Genomic DNA, 25,040 nt, shown 5'->3' on the forward strand with positions numbered 1-25,040 from the left:
TATATTTCAGAGCATAGAATCAACTAATTTATAATATTATAGATAAATCATAAAGTTGCTTTGTTCACTCGTTTGTGACATTTTTCTTTCCAGAACACGGAATCTATACGTAAATTATTGTGATGGAAAACCTTGAAGAATATGGATACAACCTGTTTTTGAAAAGAATTCCCTCATTTTGAGGTAAGTACAAATAGAAAAGTACTTAGGTTTTATCAAAAGGGGGTAGCTCGATATTTCTATACTAATTCACAAGGAAAAGATATTAGTCTTTTATTCATATTCGAAAACTGTTTTTGGGAGAAGTATCTTCTCATATACGACGCCAAGTTCAATTGAAATACATAGCCTCATCCATATAATTTTGGATGCAACAATCTCGAGCAAACGGTTCCAATAAAATATGCTAGTCCAACCAGCATTTGTAAGGAGGCAGCAATTACCCAAATAGTATTGTATTCACAATTTTATTCCTCGAGTAAATATCCATGGGGTAAAAATATTATTGTGAGAGGTATCTCAAACCGAAATTTATGGTATTTTGCATAGATTGTGCTCTTTTATTGTAAAAAAAATACATTATATTTAGGGTTCAGTCTTTAGTCTAAAACCTAACTGAACTTGAGAATTAAAATCTCCTATTAATAGGAATCTAAACCTAACTCTTTTTGAAATGTCAAAGTTTATCAACTTTATGAACTACCGTATGTGTATTCTATTTACGGTATTATTCATTGGAAATCAAGCCTATGGTTCTTCAAGGCCAAAGATTAATTACTATCAATTGAAAGTATACCATTTTCAAACTTCTAAGCAAGAACAGATTATTGACCATTTTTTAGAAAATGCATATATTCCGGCAATGCATAAATTAGGCTTTAAGCAAATAGGAGTTTTTAAACCGATTGAAAATAAAATAACAAATGATAAATTGATCTATGTTTTCTTTTCTGCCAATGACTTTGGAAAATTTGCAAATTTGGATGTTAATTTATTGAAAGACAACCATTATTTAGAAACTGGTAAAGCTTACTTGGATGCCGTTCATAGTGAGGCTCCATTTTCAAGGATAGAAACGATTATAATGAAAGCATTTGAGGGAATGCCCTATTTGAACACCCCTAAGCTTAATTCTGAAAAGAGTAAGCGAGTTTATGAACTAAGAAGTTATGAAGCAGCAACCGAAAAGCTGTCAGCTAATAAAATCTCTATGTTTAATAATGGAGAGATTGAAATTTTTAATAAATTAAATTTTAATGCAGTTTTTTACGGGCAAGTTATTGCTGGAAGCACAATGCCCAATTTAATCTATTTAACAACTTTTGAAAATATGGACGATAGAGATGCTCATTGGAAATCATTTGGTCCACTTTATAAACCCATGAGTCAACTTCCTGAATACCAAAACAACGTATCTAAAAATGTGACAGTCCTTTGTACCCCTGCATCGTATTCAGATATTTAAAATAAAGAGGTGATGCAAAGAATGGTATGGATCAGGAAAATAAATACCTAATTTTTTGCTAAATCACAAGAAGTACTTATTAAATAAAGAAATCAAGCTCAGGTTTATGAATTCCATCTGGGGTCGTGTAAAAAGGTCTTCCTTCAACAACCACATGCTTTTGTGGGTCAATGCCTAAAGCGTGGTAAATTGATTGATGGATCTGCTCAATTCGAATGGGTTTATCTATGGTCTTGCAGGGTCGTTCATCTGCTGTTTTACCATATACATACCCTTTTTTGATTCCACCACCAAACATCAACATAGAACACCCGTCTGTAAAATGCCTGTGCATACCGTAATTCTTAATATCATTAATCACATCTGGTTGTTGAACTTGATGTAAAACCTCAGCACCAGGTCTTCCTTCCATTACCATGTCTCGGCTGAATTCGCTGGCAATAACAATCAGTGTGCGATCTAGACGACCACTTTGATCAAGATCTTTGATTAATTGAGCAATGGGTGCATCAATCAGTTTTTTCATATCACGTGAACGTGTGTGACCATTTTCATGGGTATCCCAGCCCATAAATGGCTCATATTCAGTTGTTACGCTTATAAAACGTGCTCCCTGATCGACAAGTCTACGCGCCATCAAACAACCTAATCCGAATTTTCCAGTGTTGTAGATAGCATAGCTATCCTTTGGTTCTTGGGATAAATCAAACGCTTTGGCTTCAGGTGATTTAAGTAGTCTGTAGGCCTGTTCCATCGATCGTTTAAACGATTCCTTTTGATAGTCACTACCATATTCACCGATAGGATTTTTTTCTAATAGTTCAGCATATAACTGATTTCGTCGTTCAAAACGACTGAAGGACATTCCTGTTGGAGGTCTTACTGCATCTAAACCCGACGAGGGGTCAGGGATCATAAATGGACCGAATTCACTACCTAAAAACCCTGCGGTATGGAATGCTTTCAATTCCTCGCCTTCGCCGAGGGTCAATCGCTGACCAATATTGATAAATGCGGGTATAACAGGATTTTTGGGGCCTAATTCCTGGGCAATCCAGGAGCCAAAATGTGGTGCTACCACAGTTTGCGGAGGTTCATAACAAGTATGCCAGTGGTATTGGTGTCTCGAATGAAGGATATGTCCCAAGTCTGCCGCAACATAGGATCGAATAAGTATACCTTTATCCACTAATGCTGCCATAGATTCGAGACCTTCCGAAAAATTTATACCATCCAATGCTGTAGGAATTGACTTAAATGTACTTAAGACCTTGTTGGAATCTAAGCCTTTTTCAAATGGCGTGTAAGTCTTCGGATCAAAAGTTTCAGTATGTGCCATACCTCCAGCCATCCATAGCAAAATCACAGTGTCTGCTGTTGATTTTTGGCTACTCGTACAAGAGGTTAAAAAACTTGTAAGGGGGGCGCCAGCAGCCAATGCAGCCATTGTGCCTGCACTGACGGTCTTTAAAAAATCTCTTCTATCATAATTGTTTTTCATCTTTTGCCGTTAATTTTACAAATGTTGTTTAAAATTTATCTACTAATTTTTGAATAAATTTGAAACTGACATTAAGTTATTCGATAAACTGGAATTCCGGAAGCAAGACAATCGCCCATAATAAGTCTTGGACAGTTGATTCAACGACGTTATCGCCCAATAATTCTTTCGCTATTCGGTATTCATTATCCGAAGGAGTACGTCCAAGGCTTTGTGTATAAATTGCTTGGATCAACTTATCAGGATTATCATAGTTCGATGTCCACTTCTTTGCTCCATTACTTAGGGTCTCATTCAACTTACTTCCATTCGTCAGTTCCATCGCCTGCAACAGGGTTGCCTGGCTCTCACGGGCACTGGTAATATTTTCACGACTTGGACGACCTAGAGCGGTCTGGAAAGGATCGTTTTGAACAAGTGCAGCTCGTACGAAAGCTGAAGCATTCAAGTACGCCTGAGGACTATCAAAAGGATTGTATTTAATTGCTTGAGAAGTATATACGGGGTATACTAGTGTACTTACAGCATCAGAGAATTGTTCGGCTGTAAGCTTTCGCTTCAAAAAACCTTTAAAAACAAAATCAGACGCATTCAGCATTTCAGGATCATTCACACTAATAGAAGGTAATTGGTATGTCCTTGATGTGGTAATAAGATAAAGCAATTTCTTGATATCATACCCTTCTTCCACAAAATTGACAGCCATCCAATCCAACAAATCCTGGCTCCATGGTTTATTGTCCATTTCGTCTGTTGGTGCTACAATACCACGTCCCATGAATTGTGCCCATATACGGTTTACCAGTGTTCGGTATATGCGACCATTTTCTGGTTGAGTGAGCAGGATTGATAATTGTTTGGATTTTTCTTTTACAGTTGCATCTTTTGGTATACTCCCCAATTCTGGCCATAAGATTCGAGTATCGGCTATTTTGCCGGTAGGAATATCACAACGGTTGATTTCCAGAGGTTTATCAGAAAATATATTTGCAAATCCATAAGCATCCTCTAACTTCCAATCACTCACGAAACTGTCATGACAAGACGCACATTTGAGGTTCACACCTAATAGTGCTTGTGATACGTTTTGAGCTGCTTGCATGGAGGTAGTTTGGCTACTATTAACTGCGCCTCGCCAGGCAATACCTTTGATAAACCCTTTAGATTCTTCCATAGGATCCAGCAACTCCATTGCAAACTGCTTGTAGGATTTGTTTTTCAATAAAGATTTATAAAGCCAAGCAGATATATTAAAACGACCTTGAGTGATATAACCTGTCCCTGTATAATCATTTCGCAGAAGATCATTCCAAAATGTGGTCCAATGCGTAGCATACTCGTGATTTCTATCAAGAAGTTCTTCTACTATGGTTTCGCGTTTGTTACTATTTGTGTCGAGCTGGAAACGATGTAGTTCCTGTGCTGTTGGAGGTATTCCAATTAGATCAAAATAGACTCTACGCAGATAAGTGCGGTCATCTACAACTTTTGGCCATACAATATTGTTTTCTTCGAAATATGCATTAACCAGTCGATCTACAGGGTTATTCATACCAGAAGTAGACGGAGGAAGTATAGGTTTGCGAGGGGCAAGGGGAGCTACGCGGAAGATACTTTTAACCTGATCTGGCCAAGGAGCACCTTTATCTATCCATAGTTTAATGAGGGCAATATCTTGTTTTTTAAGAGGTTTTCCTTTTCCAGGCATAGCCTCTTTATGCCCTGCTGGCAATAAAATACGCCGTACTAATTCACTATTTTCTGCATCTCCTGGTCGGATTACTGCTCCTGATTCTCCTCCTTGAAAAACAAATTCTTTTTTATCCAAGCGTAATTTCCCTTCGATTTTATCGCTTCCGTGACATTGGAAGCAATGATGTGCAAATATCGTTCGAGCTCCTAGGTTAAGGTTTGCTTGTTGCTCGTAAGTGAGGCTGTCGGACGTGTTTTTGAAAGATGCAAAATCAAATTCACTCGATGATACCCCACCAGCGATTTCTGCAAGGTCTTCATCTACAGGTGCCCAGGGTGTTGTATTGAGTAAATAATTTTGCCCATGAGTGAGCGATCCGCCATAGTGACCCGCTATAAAAACACTCAATACTGTAATCATTAATGCAGTTCTATAACTTGCAATCAAACCATTACGATTATATTTCGTAATTATCCAAAGCAGTAAAGCAGTAAGCACTGAAAAACCAGCTGTACTTATACCTGCCCATTGGTGCCATTCAAAACTGTCGCCACTATAATTTCCTGTGTTAGCCAACAGTAAGCCAAGCAATGCAGCAAGTACTGCTCCTGTTGCGCCTATAAATATTAACCAATTGATGCCCCCACGTAAGGTGGATTGAAATGATCGTAGCCTTGCAAGCTCCATAATCCCAGCAATAATCAATAAAGCCACAGGGAAATGCACTAATAAGGGATGAAGTTTACCTAATAACACCCAGCCCCACCATGTTTGATCAACCTCGTCTAGCTCTAAAATAGCGCTATTGCTGGTTTCTTGTGTTATAGCTAATGCACAAAAATAGAACAGAAAAATAGTACTGAAAATCAACGAGATTCTTAAGCTCTTAAAAATAAATTGCCGATTTTTGCTATACATAATTGGTCTTGTATTTTACTGGGCGGAATAATCATTAAAGATAATCAGAAAATAACAAGCACTGTCCTGTGCTTTCCTGTTCGAATATCTTATTTCATTTTTAATGTAAGTGTTAATTTCTATTATGATCCTCACATTGAAATTGCTGGAATGTAAATTAACTTTTGGTAAATCAGTTGAAGAGAATAGAGCCTTTTTAATCCATGAAATAAGGAATAGATGTTAATTCAATCGTTTTAATACACCTCGTCTGATAGATGCTTTTAGGATTCCGTATAAAAACTGTAATGAGAAGAATAGTGTAAAGATTGGCTGCTTGTGTTTGATAATAATGTGATTACAGAGATTATTTAAAGTCTCTGGATGGAAACAATTCTCCCTGCATCGCTTTTCCGATAGATGCTTCTGAATCCTTTTTACTTGAATCTATAGGATTGTCTGATGCTATGTACTGTATATCTGGTTCTATGCGCATCAGATGGTTCATGTTGTGCAAGGAATGCGCGATCACGTGGACAACCTCACCTTCTATCTGTACATGACCCATCACCATTAACAGGCGCGATTGGAGGATCACCTTGCGAAACTGTTCAAAAGTTTTGACCCATACTACTAGGTTTGCGAATCCCGTTTCATCCTCGATTGTTATAAAAAGAACTCCTTTAGCTGTACCTGGGCGCTGCCGTACAGTGACCAGCCCACAAACTTTTACCAGCATGCCATCTTGCAAAGTATTCAGTTTGCCTGCCTGGGTTACATTTAATGTATCGAGCTTCGGCCTTGCGAAATTTAAGGGATGCGCTTTGAGCGATAACCCGGTAGTTGCATAATCTTGCATCACATGCTCCATTTCTGACTGAGCGGGTAACTCCACATTATCTTCTTGCTCACTGTCGGATGGCTGCCCTTCGAAGACACCTGTTGGATGGTCTGCTAAAGCTGATACATGCCATAGTGCCTGGCGCCTGTCCAGGCCGATAGATCGGAAAGCGTCGGCATCCGCCAGTCGTTCCAGGGCAGAAGGAGTTACCCCCGAGTTGAGCAATTCATTGATCGTTTTATAAGGATTTCTTCTTCCGGTTAGTAACAGTGCCATGTCTTCTTCCCGTATCCCTTTTATCTGCCGAAAACCTAGACGCAGAGCATGGTACTTCCCGGACAGCTCTTCAAGAGTATTATTCCAAAGTGAATGGTTGATATCCACAGGGCGAATTTCCACGCCATGCTTTCGGGCATCAATCACGATCTGGGCAGGAGAGTAAAATCCCATGGGTTGGCTGTTCAAAAGACAGGTCGCAAAGACGTCAGGATAAAAGCATTTTATCCATGACGAGATATACACCAACAAGGCAAAGCTGGCCGCGTGGCTTTCGGGAAAACCATATGAGCCAAAACCTTCTAGTTGCCGAAACACGCGCCTTGCAAATTCTTCTTTATAACCCTTTTTCATCATACCTTCTACGAGCTTTTTCTCATACTCAGACACTTTTCCTTTAGCTTTAAAAGTAGCCATACTTCGTCGTAAACCATCCGCTTCTGCGGGCGTAAACCCGGCAGCTACAATGGCGATCTCCATAGCCTGTTCCTGGAAGAGCGGTACGCCTAGCGTCCTACCCAAAATCTCTTTCAGCTCCTTTGATGGATATTCGACGGGAACCTCGTTATTGCGCCTTTTCAGATAGGGGTGAACCATATCACCCTGTATCGGCCCAGGTCTAACGATGGCGACCTCAATCACCAGGTCATAAAAATTCCTTGGTTTTAACCTTGGTAGCATGCTCATCTGAGCCCGGCTCTCTATCTGGAAAACCCCTAACGTGTCGGCATGGCTGATCATGTCATAGACTTTCTGGTCATCTTGCGGTATATTGGCTAAAGTCAGATCTAAGTTGTAGTGCTGCTTAGCCAGATCAAACCCCTTTCGGATACAGGTCAACATTCCGAGCGCCAGTATATCCACTTTCAGGAAACCCAATGTTTCGATATCGTCCTTGTTCCATTCTATGTTCGTGCGGTCCTCCATACGCGCATTAATGATTGGACATAGATCAGAAAGCTTGTTTTGTGTGATCACAAAGCCCCCAGTATGCTGGCCGAGTTGCCGAGGAAAGCCTATATATTCATGTGTCAGTTCCAAGACCTTTCTCAAATGCAGATCACCGGCATCGAAACCCTCTGATGATTTTCCACCACCATTGAGCCATTCTTCGGTAAGCTCGTACCGAGTCTTTGATAGCCTGTCCACGGTATCCACAGACAGCCCCATCACTTTACCAACATCACGGACGGCTCCTTTCCAATGGACTTGTGTAACTGTAGCTACGATACCTGCACGGTCGCGGCCATATTTATTATAAATATATTGCATGACCTCTTCGCGTCTTTCATGCTCGAAGTCTACATCTATGTCCGGCGGTTCGTCACGGGCTTCGCTCATAAACCTTGCAAACAACAATTTGAATTTCGACGGGTCGACTGAAGTAATGCCAAGGCAATAACAGACTACAGAATTGGCTGCTGAGCCTCGTCCCTGACAGAGAATCTCTCTCTCCCTTGCAAAGCGTACCAGATCATATACTGTGAGAAAATAGGAGGCATAATTCTTTGTGTAAATAAAGTTCAGCTCCATGTCAATGGTGACTTTAATCTTTTCATCCAGATTTTCACCGAACCTTTCTTGAGCACCCTTCCAAGTGAGATAAATGAGCTCTTCCATAGGTGTTCTTCCTTCCGATACGATCTCTTCCGGATAAATATATTGAAGTTCATCCAGTGAAAATTTACAGGCTGCAGCAAGCGATAAAGCATTGCTTATAGCATGCGGGAATTTTCGGAACAGCCGGTGCATTTCATCAATAGGTTTAAGATATCGTTCAGCATTCGCATGAAGCAGGAAACCTGCGGATTGAATGGTACACTTTTCGCGTATACAGGTCACAACATCCTGTAGCTGCCTGCGTTCGGGAATATGATAATGGACATCATTGATGGCAACCAAAGGGATATCTAGCCGGTCTTCCAATTGGGATAATCTATATAGCATTTTCAGGTCGTCACCTGAATATAGAATGGAAACGCCCAAAAACAGGTTATTGCCCAACACCTCTCTGTATTCCTGGAGCGCGCTGATATATTCGGGTTCAAAATCAAAGTGACTGTTCAATATAGCAGGTGGAATAGAAATGAATTTTATTCCCTTTGCGTGTGTGTATACGTCAGCCTTATACAAATAGCATTGTCCTTTTTCCGCACGCATATTTCCTTTGGTCAATAAAGAGGAAATCGAGCTGTAGGCATCTCTATTGGTTGGATAAGCTAATAGCGGATAACCATCCTGCAGTTCAAGACGGCAAGCTGGGATGAGATGGATGCCTTTATCTTTTGCCACTCTATGCGCGCGGACGATACCGGCAAGTGTATTGCGATCGGTGATGGCAATAGCCTTATACCCGAGCGCTATTGCTGTTTCTACCAACTCTTCTGGGTGTGATCCTCCTCGGAGAAAAGAAAAATTGCTTGTTACCTGTAATTCTGCGTATTCCATTTCCACCACCATCAATAGTTAAGCAAAAAATCCATGTAAGAACCATTTTACATCACCATCGGCGTAATGTCCCAATCGGAATAGCCAATAGCGTGCACCCTTCTCGTCCTCTGCCCGGTAATAATCTCGCGACTGTCCATTCTCTATCCACCATTCCTGTTCAATGCGCTCGGGACCATCTGCTTTGACCACCTTGAATATTTTTCCCTTATGGGTAAAAAGGGCCGGAGGATAATCCGGCAGCGACACCATGACATCGATAGGCTCAGGTGTCTTCAATAGATGAAGTGGTCTTAATTTATCTACAGGCCATGGCGTAGTCGGCTTTTCATCCAGCGAGGTTGTTGTTTTAACCGTGCGTTCTGGCCAATGGTGCTCAGCGGGTAGAAAGCGACGAATGGCATCCATACCGATCTTCCCGGCTATATTGTCAAGTAATTCCGCGATTTTGTTACTGCCCCCTTTAGTATTCCATAAGGTATCCTGAACATCGCAAGTAGATTCAACAAGCAGCGCTTCCAAGGTAAATAGTTCTATACCTAATGCAGGTTCAATTGTATTCAGCTTTAAGTTGAAAAGACGGAAGAGGTGCTCCGTTTTGTTGGAAGCCATGCTTGTCCCGATACTTATCTGCTGCACATTGCCGTCAATCCGGTAGCCTTTAAAAAAAGCGTTGCGCATGCCTTTACCTTCACGTGCCAGTCTCTTGCAAAGTTTCTCCAATAGACGTCGGAGCGCAATTTCTATTCCTACCAATGTGTTTATTGGTTCCAGGCAAGGCAGCTTTTCCTGGTAATGCTCTAAGGGCTGTACAGGCTTTAATGTTTCGGGGTAGGAACCTAAGGTTTGCTCCAAGCGCTGTAAAAGAGTTTCACCAAATCTTCGTCTCAGAGTAGCCTTTGGCATGTTCATGAATTGCCCTATAGAACGAAATCCTAATTTTTGCATCCGCTGGGTTACCGTCCCATCCAATCGCAAAGCCTCAGGAGGAAGTGGAATCAGTGCCTGGGCCTGCTTGTTTTCTTGTACAATGGCTGTCTGTCTTTTTCCGAACCTTGCAATCGCCCAGGCAGTTCCGATAGTGTCTGCAATAGCCAATCTTACCTGGTAGCCCCCATTGAAAAAGCAATGGAGAATGGCTTTAAGATAAAGTTCTTCACCACCCCAAAGGTGAGGACATCCTGAGATATCGAGCATAATTCCATCCGTCCCATCAACAGCGACAATGGGCGAAAAACGGAGGCACCATTGGGCAATCGACTTCACGAGATTGATTGTTTCTTCCGGTGTGTCGTCAATGATTTTCAGGGAAGGAAATATTGCCCTAGCATCCTCTACTACTTTTCCGGCCGTGATTCCTTCTCGGACAGCAGGTAAGTTCGCGGCCCTGACAATCATCTTGCCCTTATCTTTTGCAGACAGCACAAGAGGCCTGGTCTTCAACTCCGGATGAAGTTTTTCTATCCTGTCTATAGCAAGGTAGGGTAGCCATATGGATAAGAACCGTTTAGGCATAACGTTCGATTTTATTGACCAATGGACCGGCTTGTGCATGAGGTTGGATAGACACAAATTTTTTATCCCTCCATCCCAATAGCCAGGTTCCTGGTCTGCCGTTCCGCATCTTTTCCAACTGTACTTCCCAGACAGGGAAACCAACCCCGGGCAGTCCGTCCGATAAAATGCTCTGTGCCGGCTTAACCCTCCAGCGGGAAACACAGGCCAGTGTATTTTCCCTTCGTGGCCTTTTACGGTGGAGAAAGCCAGTAACCTTACTTTCTTCAATGGCAAGTTGCAATCGTTGGGATTGGGCAAAAGTTACCTCTCCGTTCATTTCCATTACTACTGCAGCAAGGGCATTACATTTCAGTGCCTGTTCCATGACCCAAAGCGCATCTCTATCATTCTTTACATCCACAAAAATAAACCGGTCCGCTTCAATCCCGAAATACGCTAACCCAACAGGAAATATACTTCGCTTTGTGCTAATCCAGAGGCAATTTCCGTTATCGTTCATAAGCGCGGTTAACAGGCCCATAACAAAACCGTTTGTTGCTGCCGAACAGCTAGCGGTTGGACTTATGAATTCATGCACCGCACTAAAAGGGAAGACCCCATAGGGAAATGCTGAAACCATAACATCCAGACCGAGATCTCGGTGATCTTCCTGTCTGACAGTGTGTTTGAACCCTTCTAGAACCAGTATCCTATCCTTAAGCTCTTTGATGATTTCTTTTTTTGCCAAACCCTCCATAATCAAAATGTTTTATGTATTTTTGTTACAATATGTAACAATGTGTTGTTTGTTAAAGTAGTAATTCAAAATGAAGGAGCAAAATTTTTTTTTCGCAGGGAATCTTAAATTTCTTCGGGAACGCAGGAAAATGAGCCAGGAAGAGCTTTCAAAAAGGTTAAATATATCAAGGGCAAAACTTGCGGCACTGGAGTCACGACATACCAAAGCGCCACAACCCGAGGATTATATTGCAACATCTAATTATTTTAAGATAAGTATAGACAGCTTATTGAAAGTAGACTTGGGTAAGTTAGGAGAACTTAAATTAAGGGAATTGGAGGCTGGGAACGATATCTATGTTAAAGGTGGAAATATTCGAGTGCTTGCAATTAGTGTAGACAATAGGAATACAGAACATACAGAATATGTTCCTGTTAAAGCTAAGGCCGGTTATTCAGATGGTGGTTATTCTGATCCAGAGTATATTGCAGAACTGCCCAAATACAAACTCCCTCATATTCCAGAACAAGGAACATTTCGCATTTTTCCTATAAGCGGAGATTCAATGCTACCTATACCTGAGGGCTCTGATATAACTGGTCAGTTTGTGGAGGATTGGACCAAATTGAAACCGAGTACCCCGGCTATTGTAATTTTAAGAGGACAGCAGGATTTTGTATTTAAGCTAATGACATTTCAGGAAGACGGGAACATTCTCTTACAATCTTTGAATATAACTTATCAACCTTACACTGTTGAAGCTGAAGATGTATTAGAAATCTGGAAATTCTATGCCTACACAAGCAGGGAGATGCCTGAAGCTGGTACAGATCTAGCGGTCATCTTGCGGGAGATTAGGGGATTGAAAGGAAGTGCAAGAAAGTAAAGGATAATAAAAGGATATGGAACAAATGAAACTATTTGAGGATGCTGATTTCTATAAACTGCCGGGTGATCTTATGGAATATTATCCCAATTTCTTCAGCAAAGAGGAAAGTGATGTCTATCTCCGTGTACTCAAAGCCAGTGTTCCCTGGGAGCAACGAGAGATGAAAATGTATGATAAAATGTTGATTCGGCCGCGTCTTTCCGCGTGGTATGGTAAAGGAAAAGAGAAATCAGAAAGTATTGCCTTGGATTGGACTCCGGAACTCTTAGCCATCAAATCCCGGATAGAAGAGAAAACCGGAATATACTTCAGCAGTGTCTTGTTGAATTATTATCGTGACGGCAACGATTCTGTTACCTGGCATAGTGATAAGGATACAGTACCTGGCATTAAAACAGAAATCGCTTCTGTCAGTTTAGGACAGGTCAGGTCTTTTGACTTCCGTCATAAAGAGAATCATAAAATAAAGTATAGTTTGGATTTGGGCCATGGTTCGCTGTTGCTTATGAAAGGAGATCTGCAAAGGTATTGGGAGCATAGAATTGCTAAATCAGCTTTACCCATGACTGGAAGAATTAATCTGACTTTTCGAATTGTTATATGATATCGCTATACCACAGATGACAGATCAGAACCATTATTTAACTTGACTAAGTTCAACTGAGACCTATTCAGATAAAGCTAGAAGTACTGGCTTGGGAATGTATTATGAAGGTGTTTTATGAGTGACGAATATCAACAATCTGGTTTGGGTTTGATAGAAAAAATCAGTCTTAGGTAAAAAAGATTAATGGTTGAAAGGGTAGGGTATATCGAGTTTGAAAATGGTGGCAATATTGGAAGTACCGTCGTTGTCTTCACACAATAGAAAAGAAATACTATTGGTCTGCACCTTGTATACTGATATTCCTTCGAATTTTCGAATTTTCGAAATATTTTGGTAGGAATGGATTTCCATTGTTTTTAGATTGATCATTCCGAATATTGTTCCTCCAATTTTGCCATCGTCGTATGTCGATTTACCCTCCTCGGCTGTGGCTATGAAAAAAAGCGTGTTATCTATTGTAGTAGCACCTGAAAAACCAAAAGACATTCCTTCAATTTGAGGCAATATGATTTCATAGCTGGTAATTTGGAAATCATCAATCAGACTAACACCTTTGATATTAAAAATGACATTACGTCCACCAGGACCATTTCCTCGGTTGAGGAACAACCAATTGTTCCCGTGAAGAGCAACACCTTCGATATTAAAATCAGATGGGTCAATGTTAGCTGACTCTCTCATAGCAAGGTATAATTTGCTTAAACGAAGTTTAGTGACCTGTCCATCTCTTTTGGAAAAGGAAAATCCTAACTCACGAATAGAGGTAGAACCAGATCCGAAAACAAATAGTGTATCACCTTTAATTAGGATTGCTTCAAGATCCATCTTTTCTGATTTCTCTATCTGTTCTTTATGCAATTTCTGTAAGAGAAGATGTCTGGTCAACTGACCCTTTGATGCTTGGTAATCATATAGGTAGTTGCTATTGTCGGATATGAGATAGATTCGGCCGTCCGCATATTCGATGCCTGAGGCGGCAGAGATTCCCGAGATTTTTAAAAGTTTTTGCAAATAAAATTCTTTCATGTTCATCTTTTATTAAACACCAAAACATCAATTCTCGAATTTAGATTATTTTATAAAAAAAACAGATATTCTATTGACCCTATTTTTAGTCGATAAAACAATGATAATAAGTTTACAAGATTAATTGGTTTATTCATAATTTAATTTTTTGATCCTGCAGTTGCTTGCCGTCCATTTGAAAGAAATAGACCTACCAAAAATGGGCACTTACAGGATGGTTATCTCTGTAGTCATTCGATCACGCTCACGCACGAGGTTCCAATCTCTGGTAATTATTTGGCCGGTTTCAAGAACGGTCCAACGACGTCAAATATGAAGTGTAACTTTCTGACCTCTAACAGGAAAGTCGATAATATCGGTGGAAGGCATAAAACCTTTCGACTCCAACTTACTATTCTCAAAACCAGCTGGAGCTAGATTAAGTTCATCTAAATAAAAGTGGAGTTGGTCATCAAACTCATCAACTTCTAAAATTTGAAAGTAGCCTAAAAGCCCTTCGGACATTAATAGGGATAGTAATTTACGTTCAGCGTCTTGCAAGAGATATCAATATGTATGACGCTAAACTAGGAAATTTTTATTATTTCCCCCCAAGAATTCAACTTGATCCCTAAAACCAATCCTGGGATTGAATTATTGCATTTATATCATCCGAACCGCTTTTTAGCTGATTTAAGCACAATAAATCGGCTAAAAGATAGCCCATCAAAAAGATATAATATCGTTCATTAAATCTAAGGATGAGAAAAGAATTTAGCCGAGACGGCCAGTTTTATTGACGAGGCAATAGAATAACAGTTTACCTACAAGAGGTATGGCGCAAGCCAAAATCATACGTTTTGCTCAGGAGGATAAGAGAATATATGGTACCTTTGGGGTATACACATTAATAAAAGAACATACTATGAAGCATATAATAAAAAGCCTTTTAGCAACAAGTTGCGCTCTATTGGTCTTAAACCTGTCAGCTTGCAAGTCCAAAAAAATAACAATTAATCCAAGTAGCCAGATTGAACAGACTCCCGTACGAGAAGAACCCATAGAGATGGTAGAAGAACCTGTCATTGCTCAGGAAGAACCTCCCAAAGACTCTGAACCGGTGATCGAAAAACCGAATTTCAATTTCAAGAACGTCCTGTTTGAATTTAATTCTAGTGTACTCAAAACAGAGTCCTACACTGTGTTGGACAATATCGTCCGAGAAATGCTGAAAGATACATCGGCTAATTTTATCATCAATGGTCATTCATCCGTCGAAGGTACGGCCGAATACAACCAATCGCTATCTGAGGATAGAGCCAATGCGGTCATGCTCTATATCGTCAACGCTGGAGTGTCACCAGAAAATCTTAGGGCCAGAGGATTTGGTGCTTCCCAGCAGGTTGCATCCAACGATACAGAAAGCGGGAGAGAACAAAATCGGCGGGTAGAAATATCAGTCGCACAATAGAAGGATTGAAATGTACTTTCATCCAAGAATTCGGTATGATCCATACTCTAATCAAATTGATACCGAAACCGATAACGTTAAATTAAAAAAGCCACTCTATTTTATTAGAATGGCTTTCTTTGTGAACACTGGTACAAAACTCGAACTCTTTTTTGGAAGATTTAAGGAAAATCAATCAACTAAAAGACAGCCTATACCAATCTGATATATTCGTGGAAAAGTTCCTCAACCTAAACCTAAACAGCTTCAAATTTCGACAAAGGTAAACAAATTGAAAAAGATGACAATGGCGATTTCAACCAAAACTATTATGCTTTGCAGCTTCGGGAAATAAGGCTAGAATATAAGGGGCATCAATGCAATTCTGCTTTTTATCGGAACTGCCGTTCGGCTAACGTCGTAATTGGGTTTATTTAACAAAGGTATTCTCTTTTGCAATATTCAAATACTGCACAAAACACTACATTTACTATTTCAAACACTACCTTTCCTGTTTTATGGTTGTCGTTTTGCTATTATTGCCACAAGTTTGATGAAAACTAAACTAACATTATGAAAAAGATAGTCTTTACATTTCTCAGTTTCATCATTGCGCTATCTACAGTAAATGCGCAAAAGGGCATCGGTTATAATGTCAGGTACTCTACTGGAGGAAGACTAAACATGGCTGTTGATAGCGCTGCTAAAAACGTGTACTATGGCATGAAATTTCCAAACCAACCCAACATCGCCTTTAGTTATTTACCCGAGGTTGACAGTGTAAGTGTCCAAATGTATTTTCAAAAGACAGAAAATCCGCAGAACCACCGGTACACCATTTTGGCCGATGATGAACCAATCGTGGTAAACAAGCCGATCAATAAAGTGGAACTACAAGATGTCCTCAGGAAAGATTATGAATGGAAAGACGAAGTACTCGATTCCACAACACTTGGTGTTTTTCCTATAAAAGACAAAACCATTACAATACTAACTTATGACATCCAAAGACCACAGGATGTTTACAAAACTGTGTTTTACGGGAAGCCTATTCCGAAAGCTAAAATCGAAGTCTTAGCAAAGCGTTTTGCAACTGAAAAAGGCGTTGACTATAGCTATATAACAGAGCCAAAAGAAAGAATAGATCTCACTTTCACTGAAAAAGACGACGAACTGACCATTGTTAAAGAAAGGTCGGATATTGATTATCTCTACTACACCTCCATAAAAGACAAGAAAACACATAAAATAATCTTTGAATCCACTTCATGGCTATATGGCGGCTACCTTAATGAAGCAGGTAAACTTTCACCTTACGTAAAGATCGATAAAAGCGTTTTCAAAAAGTCGGGGGATTATGAAATCATCATTCAGCCATTGATTAGATGGGATAAGTGCTTTGATTGCGATATTACAGCAGATGAAGTAGAAAATTATATAAACAGATATACGCTTTCTATAACGCTCGATGAAGAGAGCTATACCAAAAAAGAACTTTTAATTTATACGCTAATCGCAACATTTTCTATTGGACTAGTCTTTCTCATTATTCTTTACTTCATCAAAAATAGAAACAAAAAGAAGCTGGCGGAAAAAGAGCAGCAAGAGAATATCGCGAAGCTCCAGCTTAACTCAATTCGTTCACAATTAAACCCTCACTTTCTGTTTAATGCACTCGCTGGCATTCAAAATTTAATAAACAAAAGTGAAATAGATAATGCCAACAAATACCTTTCTAAATTCGCTCGTTTAACGCGTAACGTACTTGATGATAAAGAACTGATTAGTTTATCACAAGAAAAAACTTTACTAGACGATTACCTACAAATGGAGCAATTGCGGTTCGGCTTTATGTACGAAATTAATTACTCCGAAAACTTAGATTTAGATAATATTGAAATACCAAGTATGTTGCTACAACCTTTTGTAGAAAATGCAGTGAAGCATGGCATATCGCAAAAAGCTACCGATGGAAAAATTATGATTGAATTTATTAAGCAGGCAAATGATCTGGTCTTAACTGTTACCGACAATGGAAACGGATTTGACACGGAAAAGAAGAATAATGGTTTGGGGCTTGAATTAAGCGACAGTAGAATAGCACTATTAAATAGTGTTTATAAAGAAAATCACTTTACCTTAGTAATACAATCAACAACTAACGGCACTAAAATAAGCTTAACATTAACCGATTGGCTATAATATAATGAAAGCAGTTTTAATAGATGACGAAATTTCCAACTTAGAAAACCTACGGACTTTGCTAGAAAAGCACTGTCCGCAGGTAACTATAATCGCCACAGTGCAAAATGTAAGTGATGCAGTTGATGCCATTGAAAAACATTTTCCTGACTTAGTGTTTCTGGATATTCAAATGGGCAAGCAAACAGGTTTTGATGTACTAAAGCTACTTCCAACGCGTAATTTCGAAGTTGTTTTTGTTACCGCTTACGACCAATATGGGATACAAGCTGTAAAATTTGCTGCTTTAGATTATCTTTTAAAACCTGTCGATATTGAAGAATTGGTGAATGCGGTAAATAAAGCAGAACATAAATTGGCTACACAAATACAAACTTCGCAGCTCGATTTTTTACTGCAACAACTAAAAAAGCCAGAAACGAACGTTAGTAAAATTGCTCTACAGATGCAAAGCGAAATAAGGTATGTTTCTTTATCAGAAATTATACGTTGCGAAGCAGATAATACTTATACCCACTTCTTCCTTTCGAGTAATGAAAAAATATTGGTTTCTAAATCTCTTAAAGAATATGCAGATTTATTGCGTCCCAATGGATTTTTAAGAACTCACCAAAGCCATTTAGTAAATCCAAAATACATAAAAAGCTGGTTAAAAGAAGACGGTGGTATTCTACTCTTAATTTCTGGAGAAAAAATACCCATTTCTAAACCCAACAAGGACACTGTGAAAAAAGCCTTGCAACAGCTCTAAATAATAAAATTGTAATCCTTATAATGCTCTAAAAATCAAACCCAACGCTTTTTTCGGATCGGGCATAAAAAAAGCCTCACATTTCTGTGAAGCTTTTTTTGTGATCCCGCTGGGATTCGAACCCAGGACCCATACATTAAAAGTGTATTGCTCTACCAGCTGAGCTACAGAATCATTGATGTTTTAAAGAACTCCTCCGTTGTTTAGAGTGATGCAAATGTAGAGCTTTTCGTTGAATTTGCAAACGTTAAAGCCTATTTTTTTTATAGTAGAGCTTAAACTATCTCATTTTAAAAGAATTAAATTTCTTTAAATTTTGTTTATGAGTTTTGAAATTTTACGTTTTAATGAATTATTTCATTTTTTAAGTATTTAGCAAAAAGTAATCGATTTTTATTCGGTATTAAAGCACTATTTGTTTCAAATGTACCTAAACTTACTATTTGTAAATTAAAGAGTAGGTCTAAAATTCACTAATCCTTACTTAGGAACTCCCGATCTTCATCTGTTAATGAATTTGTATTTTCTTCCATAAAATTAGAATTGGGAGAAGTATTATTGCTAATACCATATTCTTTAGGATGCTTTGAACGTCGTCTAAATATAACAGCCCCTACAATTACACCGATTAAGAAAAATATTCCAAGTATAATAAGCTTGGACGTCCTTATTTCACCAAATAACCAAAAACTAGCTTCCTCTTTGTTATTAAATAATACAATAGATATTATTGCTAATAAAACTGAAATTATAATTGTTTTTGGTTTCATAGTCATTGATTTAATAGCCAAATTTAAAAAAATAAATTGATAGTCAATATCCTTTAAGTGGATCAACTTATGAATTTGTTCAAGTTACAATACACTAAAACAGCATAATTATTATTGGCTTTTAAATATTATAAATTTCAATTGAGAAACATTAAAAACTCATTTTTTTGAAAATAGGTGATTAAAATGTTACCTTAGTTTCACCACGATTCTTTTAAATTATTTGTTTTTTTGTAAAAATATAATATTAAATCGAACGTTTAAGTTTGGAAAGTGAAACATAGAGATTATAAAAACATTGATTAAAAAATTAATAGGAAATACGCCTTTAAGGAAAAACGATGGCTTAACGGCTAGATATAATACTAATATTTTAATAAAAGAGGAATACCATAATCCTGGTAAATCATCAAAGGATAGGGTAGCCTGGTTTATGATTGAAGATGCTATAAAAACAAAAAAAATAATTCAAGGAGGGACTTTTGTTGAAGCAAGTAGTGGAAATACTGGAATTAGCTTAGCGTTATTTTCTAAGGAATTAGGATTTAAGTCAAAGATTTTTGTCTCTGCTTCTTGTTCGGAGGAAAAATTAAAAATTCTAAAATCTTTGGGAGCATCAATCCAAATTTGTGATAACTCCAATGGGCTTCATGATTTTAATTCTACTCAATATTTAGCACAGAATTTTGCTGCAAATAATCCCAATACCTATTTTACAAATCAATACTATAACTCCAACAACATTAAAGCTCATTATAAGACGACAGGACCAGAATTATGGCAACAAACTGATGGGCAAATTACACATGTTTTGGTTGGAGTAGGCACGGGGGGAACTATATCAGGAATTGGTCAATATCTGAAAGAAAAGAACCAGAATATTAAGATATGGGGTGTAGAGCCAAATAACTCTGTATACTCGTTATTCATGGATTACAAACCATTTCCAGATAATGAAATCAAATTTGATTCAATTGAAGGAATAGGTCGAACATTTATTCCTGGAACATTTGATAGAAATGCTGTTGATGATATTTTTCAAATAAGCGAAAAAAGAAGTCGTAAAATGGCAAATTTGGTAAATGTACAAACCGGAAATTTGTTGGGATTTTCAAGTGCAGCAGTTTTAGCAGCCCTGGATTTTCATATTGAAAAAATGAATTTGAAGAAATCCGATCAAATAGTACTATATTTTCCAGACCATGGTGACCGATATGTTAGTAAACTATATAATAACATTCCACAGACTGAATATTGCTTAAAGGAGATAAAGAATGTTTCAATATAACGATTTGGCAATCCCAATTGCTTGGCCAGATCAAACCGCCAGAGGTGATGAATTATGGATGGCCTTTTTTAAAAAATTGGGGATTGTAAAGAATTTAAATTTTAAGGTAGGGCATGCTGCCATTGTACTTGTTGAAAAAAGTACTGGTAATTTACGCTATTTCGATTTCGGCAGGTATTTAACACCACGGGGGTATGGTAGGGCGAGATCCAGCGAGTTTGATCCTAGATTAATGCTTGAAACCAAGGCAACATTTTCTGAAGAAGATGAACTCTTGAATTTTGAAGAAATCTTATCTGAACTTGAATCAAAAGAAAAAATAACCCATGGTGGTGGTCGTTTGATCAGCTCAATTTGCAAAGGAGTCTCCTTCAAAAAAGGGGTTGAATATGCAGAAAAAATAGTAAATCAAGGTCCAATATTGTACGGTGCATTAGCCCGCAATAACAATAGTTGTTCACGGTACGTTGCACAGATTTTAGTGGAATCGATGCAAAAAAAAGATTATCGAATAAACAAAATTTTATATCCTGAAAGCTTAAAAGCAAGTCCAATGAGCAATGTGGTTAACGCCTCATTCGAACAAATGATATTTTGCTTTCAAAAGAGGAAATTAAAAACATGGAATATGAATCGATGGAAATCTTTAAAATTTCAGATCGAATTATTAAAACCGAACTTTTTTAAAAATGAATCCAAGAATCTTCCTGATGATTCTTTCCTAGGATTTGTTTATGAACCAGAAAAGCCAAATTATATTCCATCTCATTCTCAGTGGTTAGGTGGAATAGGCGAAGGTTGTTGGTTTGCATTGGACTATAAAGCAGGAGAAATTGAAATAAGTCGATACAATGTTTCAGGAGATTTGGATTATATTGTTGAATGTTATCCGGATAAAACCTTTGACCATCACGCTAAATATGCATTTAGTTATCATGTTCAATATAAACGTCACGTTATAGAGCAAAATAATCAAAAAATTGAATTTTTAACCCAAGAATTGAATGATCTTGAGCTAAAAAAATCAATCTAAAGGAATAACATAAAAAATATCATGGAATTAAAAATTTTAAAAGCTAAAATTCATACCGTTAAAGTAACAGAAGCAAATGTAAGTTATAACGGTTCTATTACTATTGATGCTGATTTATTAGATGCAGCTGGAATTGTTAAATATGAACAAGTTTATATTAACAATGCAATTAATGGCAGTCGTATTATGACTTATGTGATTCCTGGGAAAAGGGGTAGTGGTGAAGTATGTATGAATGGTGGTGCCGCACTTCATGCTAAATTAGGGGATACGGTACATATTTTGTCATTTATCAATCTTTCTCCAGAGGAAGCAGAATCATATCAACCTACTTTGGTTTTCACTGAAGGAAATAATCAAATTAAGTCTGTGGAAAAATATAATTACTAATCCATTTTTTATAGTGTTTACTTTTTAAGTGCTGTACAACACCTTTGATAAGAATAGTGAGATTCTGATGGAATCAGTTATATGTTGTAAATTGGCTTGGTATTTGACTTGTATATGATTAGAGTTTAAAAAGAATATGATGAAAAAATATTTAGGTTTGTTATTGGTTGTGATTATGGCTTTCAGTGTCAGCTCTTGTTATGTGAGTGGTCATAGACATGGACATTATCCTCCAGGAAAAGCGAAGAAACGATATGGTGGTAAATCTGCTAAAAGATATGCACCTGGTCAACAAAAGAAAAAATACAAAGGCAAAAATCAAAAATCTAATAAGCCATACAAACGTCACGATGTGATGTGGCCAGGGTATTAAACTTTTAAAACATTATATATTATAGTTATTTAAACCATTTGAAGATTTCAAATGGTTTCTTCATTTTGTCGACTACAAATTAGGATGGATAGGGTAGTCGAGGTACAGGGATGATCTGAAGATATAAGGGAAATATTTAACGATATAATTAAAAAACCATCTTGATTTTTTTCATCAAGATGGTTTTTTAATTTATGCAGTAATTTAGCTTATTCAGCTACTACCTCGAAAGGAACTTGAACTTTAACTTCTTTGTGTAAGTTTAAGTTTGCAATATATTCACCTAATGATTTAGGTTCAGTTTCGAAAGTAATTCGACGTCTGTCAACATCAAAACCTTGAGCTTTAAGGGCATCAGCGATTTGAATACTGTTAACTTTACCGAAGATTTTACCTGATTCTCCAGCTTTAGTACCAATAGTTAATTTTACTGATTCTAATTTGCTAGCTAATTCAGTAGCATCTTTTTTAATTTTATCTTGTTTGAACTGAGCTTGTTTAATATTCTCAGCTAAAACTTTCTTTGCCGATGTTGTAGCCATCGTTGCAAATCCTTGAGGAATCAAGTAGTTACGACCATAACCTGGTTTTACTACTACGATATCGTCTTTCTCTCCAAGGTGTTTTACATCTTGTTTTAATATAACTTCCATATCGTATCCTCCTATTTTAATGAATCAGTTACATAAGGTAGTAGTCCGATAATACGCGCACGTTTTACGGCTTGAGCTACTTTACGTTGAAATTTCAATGATGTTCCTGTTAAACGACGAGGTAAAATTTTACCTTGATCATTTATAAACTTCAATAAGAAGTTTGCGTCTTTGTAGTCGATGTACTTAATGCCATTCTTTTTGAAACGGCAGTACTTCTTACGGTTGTCCTCAACTTTGGGAGCAGTTACGTATTGGATATTTTCGTTTGCCATTAGTTTGCTACCTCCTCAGTTTTAGTTTCAGCTTTTTTGTTGAATGCACCGCTACGTTTTTTCTCATTATAAGCAAGGGCATGCTTGTCTAAAGAGATAGTTAAGAAACGCATCACACGTTCATCACGTTTGTATTCAACCTCTAGTTTTTTAATTAATTCTCCTGGAGCCTTGAATTCAGTTAAGTAATAGAACCCAGTTGTTTTTTTCTGGATCGGATACGCTAATTTTCTCAAACCCCAATTATCTTCAGCGATAATTTCGGCTCCGCCTTCTGTCAAGATACTTTTGAATTTAGCAATTGCTTCTTTCGCAGCATCTTCTGAAAGCAACGGGGTAAGAATGATTACAGATTCGTACTGTTGCATTGTTTAAATAATTATGTTAATTAATCTTTTGCTGTATTTATATTAACAGCCGTGCAAAGATAGGGATTACTTTGTTATTTACCAATTATTTGTATGGAATTTATAATGAAAATCACCTGATGTCGTCATTATAAAAATAACCAAATCTTAATGGGCGAACCAATTATCTTAATTGAGTTTTTCTAAAGCTTCTTTTATACGACGTAACGCTTCTACTAAATTTTCATCAGAGGCTGCATAAGAAAGGCGAATATAATTGTTATTACCAAATGAATCTCCACCAACAGTTGCTACATGACCATAGTTCAAAAGGTATAGAGACAAATCTGCTGAATTGTTAATTAAATTACCATCTGGATCTTTTTTACCAAAAAAAGAGCTGATTTCTGGAAAGAAATAAAAAGCGCCATCTGGTAAGTTTGTTTTTACACCAGGGATTTCGTTTAATAAATTGAAAACAAGCTGACGTCTTCGTAAAAATGCTTCTTTCATTTCCAAAACACTTTGCAAACCTTGTTCGTAAGCAACAATTCCTGCGCGTTGTGATATCGAACATGTACCTGATGTAGTTTGACCCTGCATTTTATCATTTGCAGCAGCAATTTCTTTATTCGCTGCAATATAACCAAGTCTCCAGCCAGTCATAGCGAAAGCTTTTGAGAATCCATTTACAATAATAACACGGTCCTTTATTGATGAAAATTGAGCAATTGACTCGTGCTGATCAACAAAATTAATATGCTCGTAAATCTCATCTGAGATTATAAATATATTTGGATATTTTTCAAATACTTTAACTAAAGCGGCTAATTCATCCTTTGTGTATACTGATCCGGTTGGATTACATGGGGAAGAAAACATAAACACTTTAGAGTTTGGAGTAATCGCCGCCTCTAATTGTTCTGGAGTTATTTTGAAATTAGAATCAATATCAGTATCTATAAATACAGATTTACCTTCCGCTAATGTCACCATTTCAGAGTATGAAACCCAATATGGTGTTGGTATGATTACCTCTTCACCAGGATTTACTAAGGTCAATAAAACGTTTGATAACGACTGTTTTGCACCGGTTGAAACTACGATTTGAGATATATCGTAATCCAGCCCATTTTCGTTTTTTAGTTTATTCACAATAGCTTGACGCAGCTCAGGGTATCCCGGTACGGGAGAGTACCGTGTGTAATTTTCATCCAAAGCCTTCTTTGCAGCATTTTTAACATGCTCAGGCGTGTTGAAATCTGGCTCTCCTACACTTAAACTAATTACATTGATGCCCTTGGCCGCTAACTCACGACCTAACTTGGTCATCTTTAACGTTGCTGATTCTGATAGATTGTTAATTCTATCCGATAAAAAAGATGTTGTACTCATGATATTGCAAATATATTATATACTATTTATTATTGATGAGAAAAATGTAATAAATTATGAAGTTTTTAATAAATTCTATATTTAATCGATATCAGGTTTACATGACCTGCAAGGGATTAGAAGTTTTCTTCTTTTAGAAATACTTTTGTTTGCCTTTTAATTTCTAACTTTAATGTCACTTAATGGGTCTCAAGCATTTGTAATTCTTGATAATGTCACTCATAATTTTGATATCCTATCTCGGTTTTCATCAAA

General features: G+C 37.7%; 22 protein-coding genes and 1 tRNA gene. 10 read left to right on the top strand and 13 right to left on the bottom strand.

The features are described 5' to 3' along the window. Nucleotides 1-673: 673 nt before the first annotated feature. Nucleotides 674-1,465, top strand: a complete 792-nt coding sequence (locus AC6CHH_RS02530) for an NIPSNAP family protein (protein ID WP_498279400.1) — start codon at nt 674-676, stop codon at nt 1,463-1,465. Between the two features lie 79 nt (nt 1,466-1,544). Here AC6CHH_RS02530 and AC6CHH_RS02535 read toward each other — a convergent pair whose 3' ends face one another. The 5 genes from AC6CHH_RS02535 to AC6CHH_RS02555 form a co-directional block, all read right to left on the bottom strand. Further along, nucleotides 1,545-2,966, bottom strand: a complete 1,422-nt coding sequence (locus AC6CHH_RS02535; RefSeq protein WP_498279402.1) for a DUF1501 domain-containing protein — start codon at nt 2,964-2,966, stop codon at nt 1,545-1,547. Nucleotides 2,967-3,042: 76 nt separating this feature from the next. Next, nucleotides 3,043-5,577: a DUF1549 domain-containing protein gene (locus tag AC6CHH_RS02540; RefSeq protein WP_498279404.1), complete on the bottom strand. Its 2,535-nt coding sequence runs from the start codon at nt 5,575-5,577 to the stop codon at nt 3,043-3,045. Between the two features lie 346 nt (nt 5,578-5,923). Then, on the bottom strand, nt 5,924-9,121 hold the full coding sequence (locus AC6CHH_RS02545) for an error-prone DNA polymerase (RefSeq protein ID WP_498279406.1): 3,198 nt from the start codon (nt 9,119-9,121) through the stop codon (nt 5,924-5,926). An 18-nt stretch (nt 9,122-9,139) separates the two neighbouring features. Next, entirely contained in the window at nt 9,140-10,636 is a 1,497-nt protein-coding gene (locus AC6CHH_RS02550) for a Y-family DNA polymerase (protein WP_498279408.1), read from the bottom strand. Continuing rightward, complete coding sequence (locus AC6CHH_RS02555) at nt 10,629-11,375, bottom strand: ImuA family protein (protein WP_498279410.1); 747 nt, start codon at nt 11,373-11,375, stop codon at nt 10,629-10,631. Before AC6CHH_RS02555 ends, AC6CHH_RS02550 begins: the two co-directional genes overlap by 8 nt. Nucleotides 11,376-11,445: 70 nt before the next feature. Here AC6CHH_RS02555 and AC6CHH_RS02560 point away from each other — a divergent pair, with 70 nt between their 5' ends. Beyond that, nucleotides 11,446-12,243, top strand: a complete 798-nt coding sequence (locus tag AC6CHH_RS02560; protein WP_498279412.1) for an XRE family transcriptional regulator — start codon at nt 11,446-11,448, stop codon at nt 12,241-12,243. A gap of 25 nt (nt 12,244-12,268) precedes the next feature. After that, on the top strand, nt 12,269-12,850 hold the full coding sequence (locus tag AC6CHH_RS02565; protein WP_498279414.1) for an alpha-ketoglutarate-dependent dioxygenase AlkB family protein: 582 nt from the start codon (nt 12,269-12,271) through the stop codon (nt 12,848-12,850). A gap of 183 nt (nt 12,851-13,033) precedes the next feature. On the opposite strand, the gene AC6CHH_RS02570 is transcribed toward AC6CHH_RS02565, so the two are convergent. After that, complete coding sequence (locus AC6CHH_RS02570; RefSeq protein ID WP_498279416.1) at nt 13,034-13,879, bottom strand: DUF6929 family protein; 846 nt, start codon at nt 13,877-13,879, stop codon at nt 13,034-13,036. Between the two features lie 306 nt (nt 13,880-14,185). Continuing rightward, complete coding sequence (locus AC6CHH_RS02575) at nt 14,186-14,419, bottom strand: ISAon1 family transposase N-terminal region protein (protein ID WP_498279418.1); 234 nt, start codon at nt 14,417-14,419, stop codon at nt 14,186-14,188. 274 nt (nt 14,420-14,693) lie between these two features. Here AC6CHH_RS02575 and AC6CHH_RS02580 point away from each other — a divergent pair, with 274 nt between their 5' ends. The 3 genes from AC6CHH_RS02580 to AC6CHH_RS02590 all read left to right on the top strand — a co-directional run bounded on the left by AC6CHH_RS02580 (nt 14,694) and on the right by AC6CHH_RS02590 (nt 18,261). Next, nucleotides 14,694-15,329 carry an OmpA family protein gene (locus AC6CHH_RS02580; RefSeq protein WP_498279420.1) on the top strand — a complete coding sequence of 212 codons (636 nt, stop codon included), beginning with the start codon at nt 14,694-14,696 and terminating at the stop codon, nt 15,327-15,329. 552 nt (nt 15,330-15,881) lie between these two features. After that, nucleotides 15,882-17,510 (top strand): sensor histidine kinase, encoded by a 1,629-nt coding sequence (locus AC6CHH_RS02585; protein WP_498279422.1) that lies wholly within the window; start codon nt 15,882-15,884, stop codon nt 17,508-17,510. 4 nt (nt 17,511-17,514) lie between these two features. After that, the gene (locus AC6CHH_RS02590; RefSeq protein ID WP_498279424.1) at nt 17,515-18,261 is read left to right on the top strand and encodes a LytR/AlgR family response regulator transcription factor; all 747 of its coding nucleotides are present in this window, start codon (nt 17,515-17,517) and stop codon (nt 18,259-18,261) included. Between the two features lie 101 nt (nt 18,262-18,362). On the opposite strand, the gene AC6CHH_RS02595 is transcribed toward AC6CHH_RS02590, so the two are convergent. Together AC6CHH_RS02595 and AC6CHH_RS02600 are read right to left on the bottom strand one after the other, a co-directional pair. Then, nucleotides 18,363-18,435, bottom strand: a tRNA-Lys gene (locus AC6CHH_RS02595). 299 nt (nt 18,436-18,734) lie between these two features. Next, nucleotides 18,735-19,031, bottom strand: a complete 297-nt coding sequence (locus AC6CHH_RS02600; protein ID WP_498279426.1) for a hypothetical protein — start codon at nt 19,029-19,031, stop codon at nt 18,735-18,737. 298 nt (nt 19,032-19,329) lie between these two features. Between AC6CHH_RS02600 and AC6CHH_RS02605 the strand changes: the two genes are divergently transcribed. The 4 genes from AC6CHH_RS02605 to AC6CHH_RS02620 all read left to right on the top strand — a co-directional run bounded on the left by AC6CHH_RS02605 (nt 19,330) and on the right by AC6CHH_RS02620 (nt 22,115). Beyond that, on the top strand, nt 19,330-20,319 hold the full coding sequence (locus tag AC6CHH_RS02605; RefSeq protein ID WP_498279428.1) for a PLP-dependent cysteine synthase family protein: 990 nt from the start codon (nt 19,330-19,332) through the stop codon (nt 20,317-20,319). Then, nucleotides 20,306-21,352 (top strand): DUF6695 family protein, encoded by a 1,047-nt coding sequence (locus AC6CHH_RS02610; protein ID WP_498279430.1) that lies wholly within the window; start codon nt 20,306-20,308, stop codon nt 21,350-21,352. The genes AC6CHH_RS02605 and AC6CHH_RS02610 overlap by 14 nt, the downstream gene beginning before the upstream one ends. A gap of 21 nt (nt 21,353-21,373) precedes the next feature. Next, nucleotides 21,374-21,742: an aspartate 1-decarboxylase gene (panD, locus tag AC6CHH_RS02615; RefSeq protein WP_498279432.1), complete on the top strand. Its 369-nt coding sequence runs from the start codon at nt 21,374-21,376 to the stop codon at nt 21,740-21,742. 139 nt (nt 21,743-21,881) lie between these two features. Then, entirely contained in the window at nt 21,882-22,115 is a 234-nt protein-coding gene (locus AC6CHH_RS02620) for a quinol oxidase subunit 4 (RefSeq protein WP_498279434.1), read from the top strand. Nucleotides 22,116-22,324: 209 nt separating this feature from the next. On the opposite strand, the gene rplI is transcribed toward AC6CHH_RS02620, so the two are convergent. The 4 genes from rplI to AC6CHH_RS02640 all read right to left on the bottom strand — a co-directional run bounded on the left by rplI (nt 22,325) and on the right by AC6CHH_RS02640 (nt 24,785). After that, nucleotides 22,325-22,768, bottom strand: a complete 444-nt coding sequence (gene rplI, locus AC6CHH_RS02625; protein WP_498279436.1) for a 50S ribosomal protein L9 — start codon at nt 22,766-22,768, stop codon at nt 22,325-22,327. Nucleotides 22,769-22,779: 11 nt separating this feature from the next. Next, nucleotides 22,780-23,043, bottom strand: coding sequence for a 30S ribosomal protein S18 (gene rpsR, locus AC6CHH_RS02630; protein WP_498279438.1), 264 nt, complete (start codon nt 23,041-23,043; stop codon nt 22,780-22,782). Beyond that, nucleotides 23,043-23,411 carry a 30S ribosomal protein S6 gene (gene rpsF / locus AC6CHH_RS02635; protein ID WP_498279440.1) on the bottom strand — a complete coding sequence of 123 codons (369 nt, stop codon included), beginning with the start codon at nt 23,409-23,411 and terminating at the stop codon, nt 23,043-23,045. Before rpsF ends, rpsR begins: the two co-directional genes overlap by 1 nt. A gap of 168 nt (nt 23,412-23,579) precedes the next feature. Next, a complete protein-coding gene (locus AC6CHH_RS02640) occupies nt 23,580-24,785 on the bottom strand; it encodes a pyridoxal phosphate-dependent aminotransferase (RefSeq protein ID WP_498279442.1) in 1,206 nt (401 codons plus the stop codon). Nucleotides 24,786-25,040: the final 255 nt, after the last annotated feature.

This window comes from Sphingobacterium sp. GQ94 (genome assembly GCF_059758715.1).